Origin of the sequence: Blautia sp. Marseille-P3087, assembly GCF_900120195.1 — a bacterium.
Lineage (GTDB): Bacteria > Bacillota > Clostridia > Lachnospirales > Lachnospiraceae > Blautia_A.
This window is the reverse complement of the sequence record NZ_LT635539.1, coordinates 2,195,077-2,217,376: the sequence shown is the minus strand read 5'-3', so window position 1 is coordinate 2,217,376 and position 22,300 is coordinate 2,195,077. Positions and strand designations below refer to the sequence as shown.

The 22,300-nt window shown below is 42.8% G+C and carries 17 protein-coding genes; 1 reads left to right on the top strand and 16 read right to left on the bottom strand.

The window, feature by feature from the left end:
* Positions 1 to 4: 4 nt before the first annotated feature.
* The 4 genes from BQ7344_RS10605 to BQ7344_RS10590 all read right to left on the bottom strand — a co-directional run bounded on the left by BQ7344_RS10605 (position 5) and on the right by BQ7344_RS10590 (position 8,113).
* Positions 5 to 439 carry a hypothetical protein gene (locus BQ7344_RS10605; RefSeq protein ID WP_005423947.1) on the bottom strand — a complete coding sequence of 145 codons (435 nt, stop codon included), beginning with the start codon at positions 437 to 439 and terminating at the stop codon, positions 5 to 7.
* A gap of 12 nt (positions 440 to 451) precedes the next feature.
* Positions 452 to 3,517 carry a glycoside hydrolase family 3 C-terminal domain-containing protein gene (locus tag BQ7344_RS10600; RefSeq protein ID WP_072522551.1) on the bottom strand — a complete coding sequence of 1,022 codons (3,066 nt, stop codon included), beginning with the start codon at positions 3,515 to 3,517 and terminating at the stop codon, positions 452 to 454.
* Positions 3,518 to 3,753: 236 nt separating this feature from the next.
* Positions 3,754 to 6,147, bottom strand: a complete 2,394-nt coding sequence (locus BQ7344_RS10595; RefSeq protein WP_072522550.1) for a glycoside hydrolase family 2 TIM barrel-domain containing protein — start codon at positions 6,145 to 6,147, stop codon at positions 3,754 to 3,756.
* A 1-nt stretch (position 6,148) separates the two neighbouring features.
* A complete protein-coding gene (locus tag BQ7344_RS10590; protein WP_072522549.1) occupies positions 6,149 to 8,113 on the bottom strand; it encodes an alpha-L-rhamnosidase-related protein in 1,965 nt (654 codons plus the stop codon).
* A 241-nt stretch (positions 8,114 to 8,354) separates the two neighbouring features.
* On the opposite strand from BQ7344_RS10590, the gene BQ7344_RS10585 reads away from it, so the two are divergent.
* Entirely contained in the window at positions 8,355 to 8,546 is a 192-nt protein-coding gene (locus tag BQ7344_RS10585) for a ubiquinone biosynthesis protein UbiE (protein ID WP_072522548.1), read from the top strand.
* A 116-nt stretch (positions 8,547 to 8,662) separates the two neighbouring features.
* Here the strand turns inward: BQ7344_RS10585 and BQ7344_RS10580 are convergent, their stop codons facing one another.
* The 12 genes from BQ7344_RS10580 to BQ7344_RS10525 all read right to left on the bottom strand — a co-directional run bounded on the left by BQ7344_RS10580 (position 8,663) and on the right by BQ7344_RS10525 (position 22,299).
* Positions 8,663 to 9,385 carry a lysophospholipid acyltransferase family protein gene (locus tag BQ7344_RS10580; protein WP_015541454.1) on the bottom strand — a complete coding sequence of 241 codons (723 nt, stop codon included), beginning with the start codon at positions 9,383 to 9,385 and terminating at the stop codon, positions 8,663 to 8,665.
* Positions 9,386 to 9,412: 27 nt separating this feature from the next.
* Entirely contained in the window at positions 9,413 to 10,147 is a 735-nt protein-coding gene (locus tag BQ7344_RS10575) for a hypothetical protein (protein WP_072522547.1), read from the bottom strand.
* A gap of 18 nt (positions 10,148 to 10,165) precedes the next feature.
* Positions 10,166 to 12,721 carry a DNA gyrase subunit A gene (gene gyrA, locus BQ7344_RS10570; RefSeq protein ID WP_072522546.1) on the bottom strand — a complete coding sequence of 852 codons (2,556 nt, stop codon included), beginning with the start codon at positions 12,719 to 12,721 and terminating at the stop codon, positions 10,166 to 10,168.
* 11 nt (positions 12,722 to 12,732) lie between these two features.
* Complete coding sequence (gene gyrB, locus BQ7344_RS10565) at positions 12,733 to 14,658, bottom strand: DNA topoisomerase (ATP-hydrolyzing) subunit B (protein ID WP_072522545.1); 1,926 nt, start codon at positions 14,656 to 14,658, stop codon at positions 12,733 to 12,735.
* Between the two features lie 251 nt (positions 14,659 to 14,909).
* Positions 14,910 to 15,995 (bottom strand): hypothetical protein, encoded by a 1,086-nt coding sequence (locus BQ7344_RS10560; RefSeq protein ID WP_235816096.1) that lies wholly within the window; start codon positions 15,993 to 15,995, stop codon positions 14,910 to 14,912.
* A gap of 138 nt (positions 15,996 to 16,133) precedes the next feature.
* Positions 16,134 to 16,445, bottom strand: coding sequence for a hypothetical protein (locus BQ7344_RS10555; protein WP_072522543.1), 312 nt, complete (start codon positions 16,443 to 16,445; stop codon positions 16,134 to 16,136).
* Between the two features lie 179 nt (positions 16,446 to 16,624).
* Positions 16,625 to 17,464, bottom strand: coding sequence for a 16S rRNA (cytidine(1402)-2'-O)-methyltransferase (gene rsmI / locus BQ7344_RS10550; RefSeq protein ID WP_072522542.1), 840 nt, complete (start codon positions 17,462 to 17,464; stop codon positions 16,625 to 16,627).
* A gap of 38 nt (positions 17,465 to 17,502) precedes the next feature.
* Positions 17,503 to 18,255, bottom strand: coding sequence for a tRNA1(Val) (adenine(37)-N6)-methyltransferase (locus BQ7344_RS10545; protein ID WP_072522541.1), 753 nt, complete (start codon positions 18,253 to 18,255; stop codon positions 17,503 to 17,505).
* Positions 18,233 to 19,147, bottom strand: coding sequence for a PSP1 domain-containing protein (locus BQ7344_RS10540; protein WP_072522540.1), 915 nt, complete (start codon positions 19,145 to 19,147; stop codon positions 18,233 to 18,235). Before BQ7344_RS10540 ends, BQ7344_RS10545 begins: the two co-directional genes overlap by 23 nt.
* 1 nt (position 19,148) lies before the next feature.
* Positions 19,149 to 20,138 carry a DNA polymerase III subunit delta' gene (holB, locus tag BQ7344_RS10535; RefSeq protein ID WP_072522539.1) on the bottom strand — a complete coding sequence of 330 codons (990 nt, stop codon included), beginning with the start codon at positions 20,136 to 20,138 and terminating at the stop codon, positions 19,149 to 19,151.
* A gap of 99 nt (positions 20,139 to 20,237) precedes the next feature.
* Positions 20,238 to 20,825: a nucleoside/nucleotide kinase family protein gene (locus tag BQ7344_RS10530; RefSeq protein ID WP_072522538.1), complete on the bottom strand. Its 588-nt coding sequence runs from the start codon at positions 20,823 to 20,825 to the stop codon at positions 20,238 to 20,240.
* Positions 20,818 to 22,299 (bottom strand): aminotransferase class I/II-fold pyridoxal phosphate-dependent enzyme, encoded by a 1,482-nt coding sequence (locus tag BQ7344_RS10525; protein WP_072522537.1) that lies wholly within the window; start codon positions 22,297 to 22,299, stop codon positions 20,818 to 20,820. Before BQ7344_RS10525 ends, BQ7344_RS10530 begins: the two co-directional genes overlap by 8 nt.
* Position 22,300: the final 1 nt, after the last annotated feature.

Sequence of the window (22,300 nt, the reverse complement as noted above, 5' to 3'; positions counted from 1 at the left end):
AAAATCAATCCTTTACTACTTTGAAGAAGGAGGAAATAATCGTGAAGATCAGAGCGACCGCACATACGATCATTCCAATGATCGCACCTTTTAAATCCGCCATATTCTGAGCGTTGTTCTCAAAAGTCATGATGGATCCGATTGCAGCGATTCTGCTTCCCACAAAAGCGATCAGCGCATATGCTGTCAGCACACCGCATGCTACCGGAATAATATCCAGAACCGGCTTTGCTCCCATTTTCACAGAAACTATGATCATAACGATTTCAAGAATCGCAGCAACAGCCAGGCAGGCAACGATTGTATTATCAGTACCAGTAGTTTTTACAAAATAGTTTGTTTTGCAGTTCATCATGTACAGAACCAGTCCTGCAACAGTTACTAGAACTGTGATTACACTTAAGACCAGTCCTGCGCCCATTTTTTTCTTTTCAGTCATAGTTATTCCTCCTTACTGCTCTTTCTTTTTCAGTCCAAGCAGGTACATTGCTGCACAGAGTACAGTCAGTACACCAAATCCAATACGAAGACCTGTGATCAGGTTATCATACCATGTATTCAGTTTCTCGATATGTGTAGAGGTTGACATACCATCCATTGCATTTGAGTTTGCAAGTGCATAATTCTGATAGAGCATTGCCTGTTTCAGATCTGTCAGAAGTTCTTCACTCTGGCTTGCATTTTCTACACTCCAGTATGGCCATACTGCTTCTACTGCTGCCATGGTGTTGTCACCGGTGTTACATGTCATGGTTACACCATTATGTACTGCCATGTGGATCTTCGTATAAGCCGGATCCTGAATGAAGTCCTCAGACATCAGGCCCTTGAAGCCCCATTCTTTGTGAAGGATATTCAGAAGCAGTCCGGTATGTGCATTACTTGTCACACAGCCGACACGGTTGTATGTAGTCATTACAGCAAGCGCATTTGCATCTTCGATACAGGACTGTGTACCACGAAGCTCATTTTCACGTGCAGCCTGTTCTGTCATAAACTCGGCAATACCTGTACGGTTGATCTCTGTGTCATTAAATGCCAGATGTTTCGGTGCGATCAGTACACCATACTCATGTCCGGCTTTGATGATTGCTGCACCCTGACCTGCTGTCAGAACTGCATCTTCTGAGAAGTATTCATGGTTACGTGCATTGTATGGTGTACGATGAAGGTTTGTTCCAACGCCCCACCAGATTGCTGTATTTGCCCACAGAGAATAGTTACCTACTGCTTTACCCCATTCTTCTGCCAGCTGTTTGCTGAATGTCTGACCGATTACAGTTTCAACTGCCATAACACCCATCTTGTAGTCACGGTTCGGATCATCTTCTGCGATCACGCAAGGATCTCCTGTAGAAGCATTGGAGTTTGCATACTGGCCCAGCGGATAAGAGTTGAATCCGTTCGGTCCATCGTTCTGGATTGCTTCCGGAGAAGTGATAGATTCGATAACCTTTGTGCTGGTTCCACCAAGTCCAGTACGGATCAGGCATTCTTCCAGAGTAAGCTGATCCATCAGTGTACTCCATCTTTCATCTGTGATATCTTCTACACCCTTCATATTTGCCAAGGTCATTCCATTATCTGCCCCGAAGGTTACAGAAGACGGATCTCCGTTTGCTTCGATATCACTGTAGTCATCAGCCATAGTGCTGATCATCTCATCTGTAGCTGTCAGGTCTTTGTATGTTTCCGGCCAAGTTCCTTCCCAGTCATTTCTGCTTAAGTAAGTAACGGTGTCTTCCATCCAGTTATTCAGATCTGCATCCTGGAGCTGATTTTCTACCGGTGTACCATTTAAAGTTACTGCAAAGGAAGAGGAATCGAAATCACCAAGTTCCCATGTCTGTACATTATCTTTATTTCCTTCAACATCCTGATCCTGTGCAGCAAGCACGTTATTTACTGCCTCATGTGCACCATTTCCAACAGTGAAATAATAAGTTCCATTATCCAGGATCCAGTTACCTGTTGTTCCTGCTTCGTTGCTGCATGTGCTGTCCCAGCTTGCCATATCCTGTGCATCAGCAGTAATTGTAACAGTCTGGCTTTCGCCCGGCTCGATCATATCTGTTTTTTCATAGTCCAGAAGCTGAACTGCAGATTTCTCTACTTTGTTTTCTACATCATAATCTGTGTAAGGAACAGAAGTATAAAGCTGTACAACATCTTTACCTGCAACATCTCCTGTATTCTTAACTTCTACTTCAGCAGTTACAGTTCTGTCAGAAAGATCTACATCTACACTCTTAAGAGTCTGCTCAAAGGTTGTGTAAGAAAGACCATATCCAAACGGATAAGATACTTCATCATCATAATCCCATGCTTTTCCTGTAGAGCTTCCTACAGTTGCATCTGCATTACCCTGTCCAAGTACCGTATCTGCATATCTTGTTTCATAATATTTATATCCTGTGTAAATACCTTCTGCTTCTACTTCCTCTGCATTGATATTCACAGCCGGATCAGCATTTGTCCACTCATAGTTACCAAAGTTCTGTGCTGCCGGTGAGTTGGCATTTGTCACAGCATAAGTATCTGTCAGATGACCGGACGGATTTGCTTCTCCGGAAAGGATATCTGCAACACCATAGAATCCGTATCCGCCCGGAAGGCCAACTTCCATAATTGCGTCTACACCATCATTGTTTTTGATTTCATCAATCTCCATTGCATTTGCATTGTTCAGCATAACAATGACTTTACCGCCATTGTTTTCTTTTGCTTCGACTGCAGCATTGATCAGGTCACGTTCGTCATCACTTAATCCAAGCGGATCCGTCTGATTCAGATTCTGGGATGCATCTACGCCATCCACACCCGGAAGATAAGTTCCGTTCTCTGTAGAAGAACGTCCGATCGTTACCAGCATGACATTGTAATCATCCATAGATTCTTTCCACTGGCTGTCTACGCTGTCCATTTTTTCCTGTGAAGGTTCTTTGCTTGCAAAAACGCCATCTGTTGCAGGAGCTGTAATGTGGTAATATTCCATGATATTTCCCCACATATTAACTTCTGTTTTGAATTCTGATTCCAGGCTCTTGTACAGTTTCTGAAGATCTTCATTAATCTTGAATCCTTTTGCATCTAATGCTTCAACAAAATCTACCGTATCTGCATCTGTTCCCTCATTTTCGTTCAGGGAACTTCCCATGTCACCACCCTGAACCGGATAATAACTGGAGAATCCGAGAAGAGACAGTTTTTGTGTCTCATCCTTTGTCAGCGGAAGTGCATTGTTCTCGTTTTTTAACAGAACAGTTCCTTCCTCACTCATACGTTCTCCGAGATCCTCGATGGAATCAAGAAGTTCGGTAGTGCTGGAATAATCAGACTTATATGTATACAGATCCTCATCTGTACTGTCTGTTACCATCGCACTGCTCTTTGTACCAAGAAATTTGTCGATGTCTGTACGATAACTGTCTACTACAGGTCCTGCCGCAACAGAAACGGTCAGAAGAGACGCTGTAAGAGTAGTCAGACCACGCCAGATATTTCTTTTTCTGCTCATGTTTGTAGCTCCTTTCTTTCCCTGAAATATGGGTAAGCCTCATCGCTCAAGTGCTTCCTCAATTTCTATGTTCTAAATTTAACATAAATTAAAAAAACGCTCCCATTTTTTTCGCAGACTGCACTTTTTCAGCCGTAAATGGGAGCATTTTTTTATTGAATTTTCACAAGCAAAATTTTTCAGGAAATCTTGCACAAATTGTGATATTTGTTTTTGTTTATATTGCCTATAGTTTTCTATTTTAATGCTACAATCGGAATCTCACGGGTATATGTCTTTTCTTCATCACAGACAGTGATTTTTACCAAATCAGTTTCTCCGGCGCGTACCACGGCCATCGCTTCACCATAATAAGTATCAACGGTATCCTGTGCATAGTTTCCTTCCACATAGGAGCAGGCACTTCCCAGACCTTCAAGTGTTCCATTCTCAACAGAAACCTTGAGATGATGTTTTTCCATCGGTTTCCAGTTCCCTATAAAGTCTCCGTACTGCATTGGAACAAACAGCAATTTACCCGGTTGCACTGTTTCCTGCTCCGGTTTGATATGAAGAATTGTCTGTTCATTCGCTGTTACAAGAGTCTGACGGTTGATCTCGTGGCCGTTTTTATCATAGGAAATTGCAATAATCTCACCATCTTCATATGGAATGTGGAATTTTGACCTGCATTTCTTTACTTTTCCACGGGCTGCTTTCTTTCCATTGACCAGAAGTTCCACTTCTGCTGCCCTTGCAAAAACTTCAACCTCCGCTTTTTCTCCGGCACACCCTCTCCATGACCAGCTCTCCAGAGCCTTTGTAAGTGCCCATCCTGTCAGATTCAGCTTTTCTTTCTGATAAACAGGTTTTACAGCAATAAACGGACCTGTTTCGCGTTCAAAAGCAACTCTTGTATAGGCTGCTTCCGCACGAGGTTTTCCGAGAAGATCGATTCGTCCGTTATTTCCGGTCATTCTGGTGTGTGGCATTTTGCCTTTGTAATCCTCATATTCTGCGGCACCGTCTCCGGTCTCTCCGATATATTCCCATCCTGACCAGACAAAATCCCCAAGGATTCGTTTATTCTTTTTTGCAATCTCCCAGAAGCTGTATGCGTCTTTGCAGAAAGTCTCTGTACCTAAGATCAGACGCTGTGGATATTTCTTCAGGTCGTGCCTGTAGCGGAAAAGTCCGTAGTTATATCCTGCAATGTCCATGTTTACAAAAGCATCTTTTGTTTTCCAGTCACATGGCGGAAGTGTTGCTCCAATCTTCATGAAATAATCTCCAACCAGACATGCAAGAGTATTATAAAATTCACTTCCTACCGGTTTCTTCTTTTCTTTTTTCTCAACTTCCTGTTTTGCCGACTGTGCACTTTTTTCTGCTTTATCGTCGCTGTAAACGCCCATTCCCATGGAACTTAAGAAGTTAAAGAAAATATTGATTCCGCAGGTTACCGGTCTGTATGGATCAAGTTTGTGAAGATAATCTGTCATTTTTCCGGTAAGCTCGATTCCTTTTTTCTGTGCGGTCTCTGCTACTTCATTTCCAGTAGAGTACATGATCACAGACGGGTGGTTATAGTCTTTTTCTACCATATCTTTAAGATCCTGCTGCCACCATTCCTGAAGATAATCCACATAATCATATTTTGTCTTGTGGATGTACCAGACATCGACATACTCATCCATTACCAGCATTCCCTGGTGGTCGCAGGCATCCAACAAGTCCTTAGAACATGGATAATGTGAAGAACGGATTGCATTATAACCGTTTTCTTTGAGGATGCGAACTCTTCTCTCCTCAGCCTCCGGATAGGTACATGCCCCAAGTACACCGTTATCATGATGCACGCAGGCTCCACGGAGAATTTCTCTTTTGCCGTTGATCGTAAGACCATTTTCCGGGCTCCATTCAAGAAGTCGGATTCCAAATGTTTCCTCGACAACATCTTCTCCAAATGTCGCACGCAGGGTGTAAAGATTCGGATGATCACAGTCCCAGAGCTTTGCATCCGGAATTTCCATACGAAATACGGACGGTTTTCCTGTATTTTCGATTTTTTCTGTAAGCACAGTATGTTCTTTATCTAAAATTCCAACATTTAACATACCCGGACAGGAAGTTTTAATCTCCACCTCGATCACAGCCGGCATATAACTGACTGTGTGAATTTTAATTCCGTTTACCGGGATATATTTTTTATCTCCTGTCCAGAGGTATACCGGACGGTAGATTCCTGTTCCTGAATACCAGCGGCTGTTTGGCTGATCGGAATTTCGTGCGATCACACGGATTTCATTCTGTGCTTCATATTTCAAAAGCCCTTCAGTATCTACATAAAAATTCGTGTATCCGTACGGTCTGTATGCAGCTTTCTTTCCATTAATATAAACTTCTGCATTATGATAAACACTTTCAAACTCGATGAGAACCTTTTTGCCACTGTACTCTGACGGTACAAAAACATGTTTTGTATATTCATAGTCGCCGCACAGATACCAGCCGGAATTTCCTTCGCTCAAACTTTCTTCTGTTCGCGGCTCACTCCGCATGGCGTCATGCGGAAGAGTCACAGAGTATGGTTCTTCATCTCTGGTAAGACATTTACATGTCCAGTTTTTATTAAAATCTATTTTTTTCATTTCAAATCTTCACCCTTCTTGTCTCTCCTCTTACCAGAGAAAGTTTCTGTTCACCTAGTTCCAGAATTCCGCCATCTGCATTCGGTGTGATTTCCAAAATTTCTCCATCCCAGACCAGACGCACAACTCCATTGCTTCCCACCGGAAGTGTGCAGTCAAGCTCTGTAAAATACTGCATCTGCGGTTTTAATATATAAGTAACACCATCTTTGTTTACAAGATCCAGCCCGGCAAAATATTTTGCCAGGAAATAGATCGGGCTTGCCGCCCATGCATGGCAGAGGCTCTTTCCGAAGTGATCACCATACATATCATACTGTTCTTCCTTCGGTACAGACGGATCATATTCTTCCCAGAATGTAACTGCGCCAAGGTCCAGCATACCTCCCCAGTAGGAGCGGATTTTGTCCAGAACTTCCGTAAGTTTTCCCATCCGGCAAAGTACATCCAGTTCAAAGAAATTGAAATATGGTGTTGTGATCGCCGGAATTTCATCATTTTCTAATACATTTTTAAGGATTTTTTCCTGCTTCTTTTCGTCAGCAACTGAGAATAAAATTGCAAAAATGTTTGCATGTCTTGTCACATTTCGTCTGCCGGACGTGAAGGAATCGATATAAGCACCTTTTTCCTCATCCCAGAAGAATTTTTCGATGACAGCAGTCAGTTTTTCATATTCTGCTCTGTAAACGCTTCCATCTTTACCAATCTGTTCGCTGATTTCCTCCATTGCGCGAAAACAGGCAGCGTAAAGCATCTGCTCTGCACAGAGCGGGCCGTCTTTATCCATATCCGCCCAGTCAATATATACCCAGTCTTTTTCTTTCCCGATCAGGAAACCATGCTCATCGCGTCTGCCATTGCAGAATCCCATAAGAGAAACCATCTTCGGATAAACAAGTTCCAGAAAGTCCCTGTCACCATATCCTTCATTATGATAATCTACACCGAGTAACCACAGCAGTGAATAATCTACAATTGTATTGATATGTTTTGTCATCGGGTCGTTACCGCGGAGTGCCAGAATTGTTCTCTGGTCAATATCCGCATCCGCCATCAGGTAACGGTTTACAAAAAAGCTCTGATAAGCATCACCCGACCAGATCCATTTATCACGTTTTACTCCGTCAATAAAGAAAATGCCGCTGCAAAGCCGGAATGTATGCTCTGCTACAGACCAGATCTGATTTAATCGATCTTCTCCACAATGAAAAGATGCTTTTACCGGAATATCCACATACTGATGGTTTGCCCTGAGGATAACTTCACCCGGCTTGCAGTCAGGAATATATGCAAATCTTACTGCACAGCACGGACACTTGCCTGTCTCCTTGTCCGGCTGCCAGCTATAATAGCAGTGGACCGGATCAATTGCTTCTTCCCTTGACTCTCCACAGCAGATCAGCACCGGCTGGTATCCGTTTTTGAACTCTGCTTCCAGAACCGCATTCAGTTCTGTTTCAAACTCATACAGTGTTCCGCCATTATATTCTGTTACACTGACTGGTTCATATACTTTTTCGCTGTATTCCCAGACTGTCGGATTCTGATTCGGTTCTGTAAAGTATTTGCTTTTGCCGGCCGGCAGTGGTTCTTTATCATAATCTTCTACAATCCATCCCTTATCTGAGCAGATTACTTCTCCCTCCACATAAATACATGGAAAAGCTTCAATGCAGCCTGTGTGAACTCCAACCGCAACTTCTCCCGGACCACAGACAATTTTCTTTCCAAACGAATATTTCTTATCGCCAACCAGTACGTGGCCGATGGCATTTGAATATACGGTAAAAGAAGTTTCTTTTTCCAGCTGATAAGTACGACGGAAAGCCACTCTGTTGCGGAAACCTTCACTTTTCCAGAAAGCCGGCCAGCCAAAGCCTCTCTCCACACGGCTGAAATTCTGTTTCATCCCATGATATAATTCAAAATCTCCCGGATACCATATCCAATAACTTTTGCCCATTCCTGTTTCCTCCAAATCTTCTCTTTTATCTGCTGCCAGTCGCCCGGACTTTTTACTTCTATAATCTCTACTTTAACTATACGGGCAGACTTATTATAAAGTCAAACACAGTTGACGTTAAAAAAACAGCTATTCACGCAAGACTGTTATGGCCGCGTTTTTGTTGGATTTTCGAAATTTCTGTGTTAGACTGATTTTTAAAATAAAACAGATTGCTGATAAAGCGAAAGAAGGGATTTTTATGGCAGAGATTATAGAAGAGTTTTTTACCGGATACTGTAGAAATTTTGACATGACTCAGACAGTCATATGCGAATTTGAACAACTTCCGAACGGCCTTCATCTTCTGGATTCAAGCTGCGAGTACGGAGACTGTAAGTTCAGTAAAGATTGCACACTCATGAAGCAGGCCCTCGATAAGGAAAATGCCTGAACTGCGGCTCATCCTTATGCGGAGCGTTTTTGTGTAATAGGAACATTACGGAGTAATTTCCTATTACACAGAAAACAGCCGGGAGCTTTACTCCCGGCTGTCCTGCTATCTTAATTTTATTCGTCCCATCCACCATATTCCTGAATCGTTGCTTCTACTCTTTTTCTGACTTCGGCTGCGATTTCTGTGGATTTCATATCTTTATACTCTTCATAATGCATTGGCTTCAGGAAATGCACCTGTACAGTCAATGGTTCTGCAGATCCCGTATCAAATGCTTTATAGGTGTCAATCAGTGCCACCGGCACGATCGGACATTTTGCCTTCATTGCTGCCTTAAAACTTCCACCCTTAAATTCCTGCGGATGGTTTCCGTGTTTGCTTCTGGTTCCCTCTGCAAAGATCAGGTAATTACGTCCGTTTTTGACTTCTTTTGTGACATTGAGGATTATCTGCATGGACTGCCGGATATCTTCTCGATCCATAATATATGCCTTCATACAGGCAAATACCTGTCGTAAGAACGGTACGTTTCCCACTTCTTTCTTTGCAACTACAGAAAAAGGTGTCGGGCAGGCTTCCAGAATGGCCAGCACATCATATAATCCCTGATGATTAGGATAAAACATAAAACCATTTTCGTTGGGAATGTTTTCAACTCCATAAGACTTCACGGTAATATTTCCACCCACATTTGCCTTATGGTCGATTTTTTTCAGGAGTGCATATCTCTCGCCTTCTGTATAGCGATCCACATTTGCCGCATATTTATTTAGCATAAACCAGCCCCACGGCACAAACAGGATGTTTCTTAACACCATCATTATAATTCTTTTCATTTACGCGCACCGCCTCTTCAAAGGATTCTATTTCAGTTTTGCCGCAATCTGTTCTTCATATCCCGGATTTTTCTTAATGAATTTATCATAAGCGGTTGTATAATCCTTATAAACCTGCGTATTCATAAACTCTGCATATTTTGTTGCAGCCTGTTTACCTATATCATCAGTGATTTCCGAAGGTGTCATTACATAATATTTGCCATCATCCTTTTTCTGCACCATATAAGTACTGATACACGGATAACTCTGGCCATTCTTAAGTACCAGATCATAAATCACATACATATATGTAATCTTGCCATTCTGGTAAATCTGACCACACTGCGTAATTTCTGTCTTGTCTGCAGCGAAAGCTTTGTAGTAATTTACGGTAGCATCCATTTCCTGCTGCAGATTATCATCAGCTTTGGAAACTCCGTAGCATTTCTTTGCCTTGCTTTCGCTTCCTGACGTATAAGCCTCTACAAGCGTTCTGACCACTTTCTCCGGTGTCTTATGACTGACACCGCATCCTCTTGCCGCAAATACGATCACAATGATCAGCACGATCAGTACAGCCGCAGCTGCCAGAACTTTCTTTGGAAGTCTGGCAATCACTGCTGCTATATCCGACCTTCCTGATGTTCTTCGTGAAGACCGTCCTTTTGCGGTATTTTTATGTCTTGCCTGCTGTCTTTTTTTGGCTGCTGCGGCTTTTGCATGTGCCCCGGAAGCACCGGAGCGTTTTCTTACATTTGTTGCAGCTTTTTCCCTGTCCATGATGATTTACTTTCCCCTTTATTTCTCTGTGCTGTCCTGATTTTCTTTTATGGTAGCATCTTCGGAAATTTCTTCTGTATTTTCGGTATCTTCAGAACTTTCTTTTTCTGCTTTGTCTTCGTCTTTTTCACGTACTTTTGCAAAACTTGCAACAGTCACTCCGTCAGAAAGATTGATCAGTTTTACTCCTGATGTGATTCTTCCGAGGATTGAGATATCCGAACACTGCAGACGGATAATAATACCCTCTGTAGTAATCATCATAATTTCGTTTTCTTCATTTACTGCTTTGGCGCCGATAACATTACCTGTCTTTTCGGTGATCTTGTAGCACTTCACACCCTTACCGCCACGGTTCTGACAGGTAAATTCACTGATGGATGTTCTCTTGCCCATACCGTTTTCGGATACAACGAGCAGATAATATCCCTGTGTGTTAAGCTGCATTGCCACAACTTCATCGCCATCCAGCAGGTTAATACCGCGTACACCCATAGACACACGGCCGGTACTTCTGACATCGTTTTCTTTGAAGCGGATGCACTGACCGTATTTCGTTACCAGAATGATATCTTTCTTGTCATCTGTAGCCTTTACTTCGATCAGTTCATCATCATCGCGAAGTGATATTGCTGCCAGACCGATTTTGCGGACATTGGCATAATCCTGAATCGGAGTTTTCTTTACAAGACCTTTTCTGGTCGCCATCATCAGATAGTGGCCCTCTTCAAACTTGCTGATCGGGATAACTGCAGTGATTCGTTCACCCGGCATAAGCTGGAGCAGGTTGATGATTGCCGTACCTCTGGCTGTTCTTCCGGCTTCCGGAATCTCATATGCTTTCAGTCGATATACACGGCCGGTATTTGTAAAGAACATGACATAATGATGCGTAGTTGTCATCATCAGTTCTTCAATATAGTCATCATCAAGTGTCTGCATGCCCTTGATTCCTCTGCCACCACGGTTCTGGCTGCGGAAGTTATCTACAGTCATTCGCTTGATGTAACCGAGTTTTGTCATTGTGATGACTGTATTTTCTCTCGGAATCATGTCTTCCATAGAAATGTCATATGCGTCAAATCCGATTGCTGTTCTTCTGTCGTCACCGTATTTTTCGGAAATTGCAAGGATTTCTTCACGGATCACGCGAAGAAGTGTGTTTCTGTCTGCCAGAATTGCTTTTAATTTACGGATTTTTTCCATTAATTCTGCATATTCTGCTTCCAGTTTCTCTCTTTCCAAACCGGTAAGAGCACGAAGACGCATGTCTACGATTGCCTGTGCCTGAACATCAGTCAGTTCAAATCTGTCCATCAATTCTTGTTTGGCAACCTGTACACTTCTGGAACCACGGATAATACGAATCACTTCATCAATATTATCCAGTGCTTTCAGCAGACCCTCTAATATATGCGCACGTTCCTGTGCCTTATTCAGATCATATTTGGTACGTCTTGTAACGACATCTTCCTGATGAGCAAGATAGTATTTCAGCATCTCCGGAAGTGTCAGGACTTTCGGCTGAAGACTTCCGTTTACGGCTACCAGGCAAAGCATAATTACGCCAAAAGTATCCTGAAGCTGTGTATGCTTGTACAGCTGATTCAGAACTACATTTGCATTGGCATCTTTGCGGAGATCGATACAGATACGCATACCTTCACGGCTGGAATGGTCGTTAAGGTCGGTAATTCCGTCGATTTTCTTTTCACGTACCAGCTCGGCAATCTTTTCAATCAGGCGGGCTTTATTAACCAGATAAGGAAGTTCTGTGACAATGATACGTGATTTGCCGTTTGGCAGAGTTTCGATATTTGTTACCGCACGAACACGGATCTTGCCACGGCCGGTACGATAAGCTTCTTCGATGCCTCTTGTACCGAGAATCGTCGCACCTGTCGGGAAGTCAGGTCCTTTTACGATCTCAAGGAGCTCTTCGATCGTAGTGTCTCTGTCCTCTTCAATAATGTTGTCAATAATCTTGACAACTGCACCGATAACCTCTCTCAGATTGTGAGGTGGAATATTTGTAGCCATACCAACCGCAATACCGGAAGTTCCGTTTACAAGAAGGTTCGGATAACGGGCCGGAAGTACTACCGGTTCACGCTCAGTCTCATCAAAGTTCGGCTGGAAGTCTACGGTATCTTTATTGATATCCGCAAGCATTTCCATGGAAATCTTGCTCAGACGTGCCTCTGTATATCGCATCGCAGCCGCGCCGTCACCATCCACAGAACCAAAGTTTCCATGACCGTCTACCAGTGGATATCTCGTAGACCAGTCCTGTGCCATATTTACAAGAGCTCCATAGATAGAGCTGTCTCCATGCGGGTGATATTTACCCATGGTATCACCAACGATACGGGCACATTTACGATGCGGCTTATCCGGACCGTTGTTCAGCTCTATCATGGAATACAGTACCCTTCTCTGTACCGGTTTCAGACCATCTCTGACGTCCGGAAGGGCACGGGAGGCAATAACACTCATGGCATAATCTATATAAGATTTTTCCATGGTCTTCTGCAGATCCACCTCATGGATTTTATCAAAAATATTGTCTTCCATTCTTTATTCTCCTAGATATCCAGATTCTCTACAAAGCGGGCATTTTCTTCGATAAACTCTCGTCTCGGCTCAACTTTGTCACCCATCAGTGTGGTAAATGTCAGGTCGATTTCAGATGTTGCGGACTCATCCATAGTCACGCGCAGAAGGATACGTTTCTCCGGGTCCATGGTTGTCTCCCAGAGCTGCTCTGCATCCATCTCTCCAAGTCCTTTGTATCGCTGGATTTTATTATTATTGTCACGTCCGATCTGTTCAAGGATGCTGTTCAGTTCCGCATCATCATATGCATACCAGACTTTTTTATTTTTTTCTACTTTGTACAGTGGCGGCTGTGCCAGATATACATAACCCTGTTTGATCAGTTCCGGCATAAATCTGTACAGGAATGTCAGAAGCAAGGTTGCAATATGTGCACCGTCAACATCGGCATCAGTCATGATAATGATCTTGTGATAACGGAGTTTGCTGATATCAAAATCATCATGTATACCTGTACCAAAAGCAGTGATCATAGCCTTGATCTCTGCATTGCTGTAAATTCTGTCAAGACGGGCTTTTTCTACGTTGAGGATTTTTCCTCGAAGTGGAAGTATAGCCTGTGTCGCACGGTTTCTTGCAGTCTTTGCAGAACCGCCCGCAGAATCTCCCTCTACGATGTAAATCTCACAGTTTTTCGGGTCTTTATCAGAACAGTCTGCAAGTTTGCCCGGCAGTGCCATTCCGTCGAGAGCTGATTTTCTTCTGGTAAGATCTCGTGCCTTACGTGCGGCCTCTCTTGCTCTCTGTGCAAGAACAGATTTCTCTACAGTTGCTTTTGCCACAGTCGGATTCTGCTCAAGGAAAATCTCCAGTTGTCTGCTGACTACAAAGTCAACGGCACCACGCGCTTCACTGTTGCCGAGTTTCTGCTTCGTCTGTCCTTCAAACTGAGGCTCCTCGATCTTGACACTCACGATGGCGGTAAGTCCCTCACGAATATCGTCACCGCTTAAGTTCGGTTCACTGTCTTTGAGCAGTTTATTTTTTCTTGCGTAATCATTAAATGTCTTAGTTAATGCATTACGGAATCCGACAATATGTGTACCGCCTTCCGGTGTATTGATATTGTTTACAAATCCGTAGCTGTTTTCTGTATAAGAATCATTATGCTGCATGGCAACCTCTACTGCCACACCATCCTTTTCTCCCTCACAGTAAATAACTTCAGGATAAAGGGATTCCTTGCTTCTGTTCAGGTAGGTTACAAATTCGCGGATACCGCCCTCGTAGTGGAATGTTTTTTCTTTCTTGGAGTCTTCACGCTCATCCCGGAGAACGATGCGCAGCCCCTTGGTAAGAAATGCCATCTCACGGAGACGCTGTTTCAGAATATCGTAATCATAAACGGTTTCTTCGAAGATTTCTTTATCCGGAAGGAATGTTACAGTCGTTCCGGTCTTGCCTTCCTCACAGTCACCTACAACCTTCAGAGGATACATTGTATGTCCTCTCTCGTAACGCTGTTTGTATTCTTTTCCCTCGTGATAAATGCTGACTTCCAGCCATTCAGACAGTGCATTAACAACTGATGCGCCTACGCCGTGAAGACCACCGGATACCTTGTATCCCCCACCGCCGAATTTACCGCCGGCATGAAGAATCGTAAATACAACTTCTACTGCCGGTATTCCTGCTTTGTGGTTAATACCAACCGGAATACCTCGTCCGTTATCTACTACTGTAATGGAATTATCGGGATTGATCGTTACCTGAATTTCTGTACAAAATCCTGCCAACGCTTCGTCTACCGCATTATCCACGATCTCATATACAAGATGATGCAGGCCCCTGCTGGATGTACTTCCAATGTACATACCCGGTCTTTTACGAACGGCTTCCAGACCTTCCAGAATCTGTATCTGGTCCGCGCCGTATTCTGTATTCTCTCCGCCCATGTGCTTCCTCCTGTCATTCTATATTTATCTGCAGACAGATGTCTCTGTCATTTTAAAAATAGGCATAATAATACTAATTTATTATAGCACAAAATGGCTCTTTTTCCAACCGGGAATCCCTGTTTTAAAGGGATTTATTTTATTTGAATTTAACTGCAAAAGTCAGGTTATAACACAAAACAACTGCTTTTTCCATAATAAAAATAACGAGAGCCCGGTTTACACCAGACTCTCATCAAACATCTTACACTTTATTTCTGTTTTCTCTTTTTGTAAACAATTACTCCACCTGCGATCACGATCACAGATACCAGAAGAACCAGACCCCAGAATGCCGGATTCATCGGGTCACCAGTCTTAACTGGACTTGTTGCACTTCCGCCATGGCTGGATGCATCACTTCCACCGTTAGATATACCAGAACCACCATTGCTTCCGCTAGGTGTTACAGTAGCATCCTTCTTGGTATTGGTAATCTCGATGCTTCCATGATACTGATCAGACTCATTCAGCTTAACACTGTCTTCACCACTTACTACATATGCGAAAGCATCTTTATCGAGCACATTACCATTCTTATCGGTTTCCTTAACTACATAAGTAACAGTATCTTTTATATCTTCTGAGAATGGAACCGTAACAGTTACTTTATCATTCTGCTTCAGTTCAACGGTGCTTACCACCTTACCAGAATCATCAAATACAGTTGCATAGAACTTGTCGTCTACATTCTTCTTCACACCGTCCACTACAACGTTCTTTGTAATCTCGATCTTTCCATTTACAAAGAAGCCTTCCGGAAGAGTTATAAAAATGTTATTTACATAAGCTGCAATATCTGTAGCAACCGTATTGTCATCCACTACAACACTGTTGTCTTTCTTGCCTGCTGCATTCGTAACATTGTACTGGAAGCGGTTTTCTTTATCAATCTCCACTCCAGTATTCAGCTTGATCGCCTTGTTGTTCTCATCAAGCTCGAATACATAATAGGTGCCTCTGAGGGCATTACTGTAGGAAGCTTTGCCTGACTGTGCATTCTGGATATGGATTGTTCTGATGTAGTCATCACCATATGGGATCGTTCCATCCTTATCAAGAAAAAGACCAACCTTGTAAGTTGCATCGTCAGCAGTTATTTCATCCAGTTCAAACGTATCCGGGTTAATACGATAAAGTCTCTTCTCAACTGTAATACCTGCTGTGTTGCTCTTCTCTGCCTTTGGATAAGCCTGTACGTCGTAGATCCATCCTTCCTCTGTGCTTGCAAAAGGAACTGTTAAGAGCATCGGTGTTACCTTAACGGAGCTCTCTGCTGCACCGATCACCAGGTACATGCCCTCTTCCATATCGCTGTAAACAACCTTGCCCTGCTCATCCGAAACAGCCTCGACCGGATTTAATGAAGAAGCGGCTGCAACCTCGGCAAGCTTTTCGTCTGCTTAAATTCGCATACGTCTACTGCGACCTTGATGTCAGGATCCCAGGTACACATTCCGCCATTTATACGGATATAGCTGCTTTCGAAGCCCCGCCGCGGCGAGCTGCTTTCGAAGCCGAAATATCGTGTTGTTAAGACTGCCGTTTTTGTTTTCGACGTCGCTTCTCCCGTACAATGCCTCGATCAGAGCCACTTTGGATATGCCCCCGTCCTGTGAGTGAAGAAGTATCAGCTGAAACAACTGCGTGGTCTTGGATACTTTGTTGCGATCCAGAACCAGTTCTTTGCCATCATATTCCAGAGAAAAGCATCCCAACATTTGAATTTTTAATATTCTTCTTTCCATAATTATTTCTCCCATAATCAGCAATGTTTATGGATGTCATAATCGTTGTAAAACATTTTTTTAAGTATACTGTTATACGTCATTTGCATAATCATAACATTATTTATATGTTATAACCAGTGTATATGCCAAAAAATTTTTTCTTTTCTAAAAAAATAATATTTTGGGGCAGTCCCATCTTATTTCATCAAATAACTATAGATATCTCTTTTTGATACACCACGGTCTTTTGCAACCTGTTTCATCGCATCCTTACGGGAAATACCCTGTTTTTCATAAATCTCCATATGTTCTTCTATTGATATTTCTTCCCATGAAGCAACTGCCTCTTCTTTGAGCTCCTGACGGCTTTTGCCCTCAATTACAAGAACGCATTCACCAAGTGGCTTCTCATTTTCATAATGTGCAATGAGGTCTGCTATTGTTGTACGAAAAGCAGTTTCATGCTTCTTTGTCAGCTCCCGGCAAAGTGTCATCCGACGGTTACCCAGTGTTTCGTACAGGTCTTTCAGTGTACGTACCAGTTTGTGCGGAGCTTCATAAATGATGATTGTCCTTGTCTCATTTACCAGTTCGCTCAGAATCTCCCGACGCTCCTTCTTCTCCATCGGAAGAAATGCCTCGAATGCAAATCGTCGGGTTGGAAGTCCTGATAAAGTAAGTGCCGTAATACAGGCTGCCGGTCCCGGCAGTGATGTCACTTCGATTCCTGCATCATAACACATCGCAGCCAGTTCTTCTCCCGGATCAGAAATTCCCGGAGTGCCCGCATCCGTGATCAGTGCAACATTCATCCCATTCTGCATTTTTTCTATCAGTGTGTATGCCTTTTCTATTTTGTTGTACTCATGATAGCTGGTCATAGGTGTTTTTATTTCGAAGTGGTTCAGAAGCTTGATACTGTTTCTGGTATCTTCTGCTGCGATCAGGTCTGCTTCCTTTAATGTACGGAGCACCCGAAGCGTAATGTCCTCAAGATTTCCGATGGGTGTTGCACAGAGATAAAGTTTGCCTCTCATCCGAAGCAACTCCTTTCTTTTATGTCTTTCTGTAAATTTTATATCATTTCATATATTTCAAGAATTTCTTGTGTATATGTACCTGGTTTCTCATAAACGATCAGCGGTGGTTCTACGGAAATTCTGGAATTACAGCCTTTTCGCGCCTCGATAAGAACCATGTTCGGTTCTTTATTAACATATGGATAAACGAGCTGCATTCTTTTTGGTTCCAATTTGTATTTCATCAGCACCTGAAAAATCTCGGCAAGACGGAATGGACGATGTACCATAAAAAACCTTCCTCTGTCTTTTAATACATTCGCAGCCTGACTCACCACATCTTCCAGCGTACACAGGATTTCATGGCGTGCGATTGCTTTCGCCATATAGGGATTCTGAATTCCATGCTGTCCGATCATATACGGCGGGTTACTGGTCACTACATCAAAAGAAGCTGCTCCAAAAGTCGCAGCAGCCTCTTTAATATCTCCGCATATAATATCAATATCGGATTCCAGACTATTGTATCTCACACTGCGTCTGGCCATATCCGCACATTCCTCCTGAATCTCAAGTCCGGTCAGATGACCTCCTTTACCCTTTGATTTCAGGAGAATCGGAATAATCCCTGTACCGGTACCCATATCAAGTACAGTCTCATTTTTTCTTATGTTTGCAAAACCAGATAAAAGAACCGCATCCATGCCAAAACAGAATTTCTCAGGATTCTGAATCACATAAAAACCATTCTGAAGATCGTCTACCCGTTCATTCGGCTGTACAAGATCACTCTGGGTATTTTTTGCCATGAGATTTGGAATCTCCTTCTTTTTGTTCTGATTCTTTTGTTTCTTTGCCTTCTTTTTCGAAAGCCTTTGCTTTTTTCTTCCGTGGGCGGAATTTCAGTTCATTTACCGCAAATTCCTGAATTTCCTTTTCGTCGTTCACCTCAACGATAACTTTTACCCGCTGACGGAGAACGTTAACACTGTGTACGGTTCCCTGCAGTCCGTCCGGAAGTGTGACTATGTCGCCTGTTCCCGGAAGATTTTTATTGAGTTCCTCGTATGTTTCCTGCTCGTTCTTAAGACAGCACATCAGTCTGCCACAGACACCGGAAATCTTTGTCTGATTCAGGGAAAGATTCTGCTCTTTCGCCATTTTGATCGATACCGGTGCAAACTCTGACAGGTACGTATGACAGCAGAGACATCTTCCGCAAATACCGATTCCACCGAGAATTTTTGTTTCATCACGTACACCGATCTGACGAAGTTCGATTCGAGTCTTGAAAATAGATGCAAGATCCTTTACCAGCTGGCGGAAATCGATTCTTCCGTCGGCGGTAAAATAAAACAGTACTTTATTATTATCAAAAGTATACTCCGCATCAATCAGTTTCATTTCCAGACCATGTTCACGAATCTTCTTCTGGCAGATTTTGAATGCGTCTTTCTCTTTCAGACGATTCTGTTTTTCTCTTTCTTCGTCTGCTTCTGTCGCAACTCTGAGTACTTCTTTCAGCGGATGTACTACTTCATTCTCTCCTACTTCCTTCGGTCCGAGAACAACTCGTCCGAATTCGATTCCACGCGCGGTCTCAACGATTACATGATCGCCGATCTGCATTTTATAGTTTTTCGGGTCAAAATAATAAATCTTGCCCACGTTTCTAAATCTGATACCAACAATTTTTGTCATTCTATCTCTCCCTGATCGTCAGGAACAGTAATTCAAGTGCAAGCTCGAAGTTAACATTTGCACGAAGACGGACTTTTGTCTTTTCGAGTGCCTCCAGAATCTTTTCCAGATTTTCATAGGAGCGCTGGCTCGCCTGTTCCTTTATATAATTAATTTCCTGTTTAAATACAAGGTTGTCAACTTCCTGAGTAGCCTTAAACATCAGAACATCTCTGAACCAAAACTGGAAAATATCCAGATAATCTCCTATATTCTGCTTTTCGCCCGAAAGAGAATTAATCTCGTCCGCAAGCTCATATACTTCCATTGTATTAACATATTTCAGTATCTTTAAGGCATTTTCTGTCATGGCAGAAAACTCCTCTGACGTAGCCGCATCTTTGGCTCTGCCGATACTTCCCTGTGCAAAAGATGCATCGATCTCTGCCTGATAATCCGGCACATGCAGTCTCTCCATCAGGTATTTCTTAACAAGGCTGTCATCGACTACTTTCAGGTCAAGACGTATACATCTTGACTGAATCGTAGGCAGAAGTGCATCTATATTGCTGGTCAGCAGTATGATCACTGCATATTCCGGCGGTTCTTCGATTGTTTTTAACAGAGCATTCTGAGCCTGTACCGTCATCATTTCCGCATCCGGTATAATATAAATCTTATGCGGACTGCAATACGGCTTCACTGCAACATCGTGAATCACCTGCTCGCGGATCTCATCAATGGAAATGGTGCCCGATTTCTCATGGTTGACCATTATAATATCCGGATGATTCTTGCCCAGTGCCTTCTTACAGGAATCACACTTCTGACATGGCTCGGTTCCGCCTGCTTCACACTGCAGCGTCATTGCGTACGTCGTTGCAATAAGCTTCTTGCCGGATCCCGGTCTGCCCGTAAAAATGTATGAATGGGATATCTTTTCTGTTTTAATTGCATTTTGTAAATGTTTTACAATATCCTTATGCCCTATAATGTTATTGAAACTGACCATTCAGAATCACCTCTCTTGTCTGTAGTTTCTGTATACGAATCTTTGTTCGTTATACTGTCATTATATCATACTTTAATAGTCAATCAAAACTATTTTTGTTTATGACATGGAATTTATAAAATCAGTAATATTTCTGACACATACATCAAGATCATCATTTTCGAATCTTCGGCTTATCCCGGCCTCCTGAATCTTTTCTTCGGAAAAATCTTCCTGATCTGCAAGAAATCTGCGGCACAGTTCCTCATATTTCGGTGTTTCCTGCTCTTTTTCCCTCTTGATAGCCCTGATCAGTCTTTCACCGTCTTCCACTTCGATATAAACAGGAATTACATTTGACTCCCCGTAATAATTTCGCATTTTCTGATAGGATTCCAGTGTGCCGATTCCCAGATAATGTCCCTTCTTAAGATCTATCTGTCCATCATCTGCCGTGAAATAAGTCCACACACCGTATACTGTATTATAAGCTCTTGCTTCGATGACTTTTCCTTCTGCCTTAAATTTCTGAAGTTTCTTTTCGTCTGTAAAATAATATTGTTTGCCGTTTTCTTCTCCGTCTCTTACCGGTCTGGTCGTGTAGAGAATCAGCTTCTTGAGATTCAGTCCTTTATTTCCTGCAAGTCTGGAATAGATTTTGTCTTTTCCGGACGCACTTTTTCCCATGATATAAAAAATCTTACCCATTAGTTTCTTCGTATTGCTCCTTTGTTGTCTGTTTTACCACACGGATGGACTGGTTCGTATAGTCTTCAAGCCCCTGCAGATACAGGCCTTCTTCCGTATATATTTTTATATTACGGATAAACTTTCCCGTAATCTGCTCTCCCGGAGTAAGAAGTGGTATTCCCGGCGGATACAGATAAGCAAACTCTGCCGATATCCTGCCGATACATTCTTCCAGAATACAGCTTTCGCTCTCCGTTTCCATTGCCTCAGAAACAGAAAGTACCTGATTCAGGACACAGTACATGGACTTTGCATCCATTTTACGTTCTTCCATTCCTGTCAGATCAAGCTTTTTCACTTTTTGCTCTTCTTCCCGGTCTATCTCCTTGATTGCCTGACAAAGACGTTCAAATCCTTCTTCTCTGTCTCCGACTGCTGCAAGTGCGAGAGCATACGTTTCAGTTTCCATCTCCATCTGTATATGGTATCTCTCCAGAAGGATATCATACAACTGCGCTCCTGTCAGTGTAGAATTCACCGTAGAAAAAATCAGTTTCGAACGGTCATAATCAAAAACACCATTTACATCCTTTTCCGGATCTGCCAGACAGATATATCTGCACTGCGAAAGCCTCTTTCGTGCCTGTTCCAGCATTTTTGTAAATTCACGGAACATTTCATGACCTTTTGCTGCCATCGTATCCATACATGCATCGATACTTGCCATAAGAATATAAGACGGGCTGCTCGTCTGATAGATTCCCATAAATCTCCGAATAAGTCTTCCATCCACTCTGCCACTGCAGTTATGAAGAATTGCAGTCTGCGTCATAGCCGGAAGCGTTTTGTGAAAGCTCTGGATTACAAGGTCTGCTCCAAGTTCCACTGCTGAAGTCGGAAAATAATTCGAGAACTGAAAATGTGCTCCATGTGCCTCGTCAACGATCAGCGGGATTTCATATTTGTGCGCAATCTCAGCAATTGCCTTAACATCAGAAACCACTCCGTCATAAGTCGGTGAAGTAATCAATACTGCTTTGATCTCTGGATTCTCTGCAAGGCATCTTTCCACTTTGTCCGGAAAAATCCCACCGTTTATCCACCACTTCATATCCATTTGTGGATAAATGTAAGTTGGTTTTAACTCTCTCAGATACATGGCATGATAGACTGCTTTATGACAGTTTCTCGCCACGAGTATCTGTCCCTTTCGTGGAACTGCTGCAGAAACAGCCGCAAGCAAAGCTGCCGTACTTCCGTTCACACTGTAATAACTTTCTTTTGTTCCATAAAGCTTTGAGACATTTTTCTGCGCCTCAAGAAGAATGTCTTCCGGATGATGAAGATTATCAAAACCTTCTATTTCGGTAATGTCTCTCTCGAAAGGGAAATCACCTCTTACTGAATCCGGATTGCGCTTATGTCCCGGCATATGAAACGGATAATAATCCGACTGACCGTAGCTTTCGAGTTTTTTATATAATTTTTCCATA

Bases quoted from the DNA above. Each gene is read 5' to 3' on its own strand.
- BQ7344_RS10605 (WP_005423947.1), bottom strand. From the start codon at position 439: ATGACTGAAAAGAAAAAAATGGGCGCAGGACTGGTCTTAAGTGTAATC.
- BQ7344_RS10600 (WP_072522551.1), bottom strand. From the start codon at position 3,517: ATGAGCAGAAAAAGAAATATCTGGCGTGGTCTGACTACTCTTACAGCG.
- BQ7344_RS10595 (WP_072522550.1), bottom strand. From the start codon at position 6,147: ATGAAAAAAATAGATTTTAATAAAAACTGGACATGTAAATGTCTTACC.
- BQ7344_RS10590 (WP_072522549.1), bottom strand. From the start codon at position 8,113: ATGGGCAAAAGTTATTGGATATGGTATCCGGGAGATTTTGAATTATAT.
- BQ7344_RS10585 (WP_072522548.1), top strand. From the start codon at position 8,355: ATGGCAGAGATTATAGAAGAGTTTTTTACCGGATACTGTAGAAATTTT.
- BQ7344_RS10580 (WP_015541454.1), bottom strand. From the start codon at position 9,385: ATGAAAAGAATTATAATGATGGTGTTAAGAAACATCCTGTTTGTGCCG.
- BQ7344_RS10575 (WP_072522547.1), bottom strand. From the start codon at position 10,147: ATGGACAGGGAAAAAGCTGCAACAAATGTAAGAAAACGCTCCGGTGCT.
- gyrA (WP_072522546.1), bottom strand. From the start codon at position 12,721: ATGGAAGACAATATTTTTGATAAAATCCATGAGGTGGATCTGCAGAAG.
- gyrB (WP_072522545.1), bottom strand. From the start codon at position 14,658: ATGGGCGGAGAGAATACAGAATACGGCGCGGACCAGATACAGATTCTG.
- BQ7344_RS10560 (WP_235816096.1), bottom strand. From the start codon at position 15,995: ATGTACCTGGTGATCGGTGCAGCAGAGAGCTCCGTTAAGGTAACACCG.
- BQ7344_RS10555 (WP_072522543.1), bottom strand. From the start codon at position 16,445: ATGGAAAGAAGAATATTAAAAATTCAAATGTTGGGATGCTTTTCTCTG.
- rsmI (WP_072522542.1), bottom strand. From the start codon at position 17,464: ATGAGAGGCAAACTTTATCTCTGTGCAACACCCATCGGAAATCTTGAG.
- BQ7344_RS10545 (WP_072522541.1), bottom strand. From the start codon at position 18,255: ATGGCAAAAAATACCCAGAGTGATCTTGTACAGCCGAATGAACGGGTA.
- BQ7344_RS10540 (WP_072522540.1), bottom strand. From the start codon at position 19,147: ATGACAAAAATTGTTGGTATCAGATTTAGAAACGTGGGCAAGATTTAT.
- holB (WP_072522539.1), bottom strand. From the start codon at position 20,138: ATGGTCAGTTTCAATAACATTATAGGGCATAAGGATATTGTAAAACAT.
- BQ7344_RS10530 (WP_072522538.1), bottom strand. From the start codon at position 20,825: ATGGGTAAGATTTTTTATATCATGGGAAAAAGTGCGTCCGGAAAAGAC.
- BQ7344_RS10525 (WP_072522537.1), bottom strand. From the start codon at position 22,299: ATGGAAAAATTATATAAAAAACTCGAAAGCTACGGTCAGTCGGATTAT.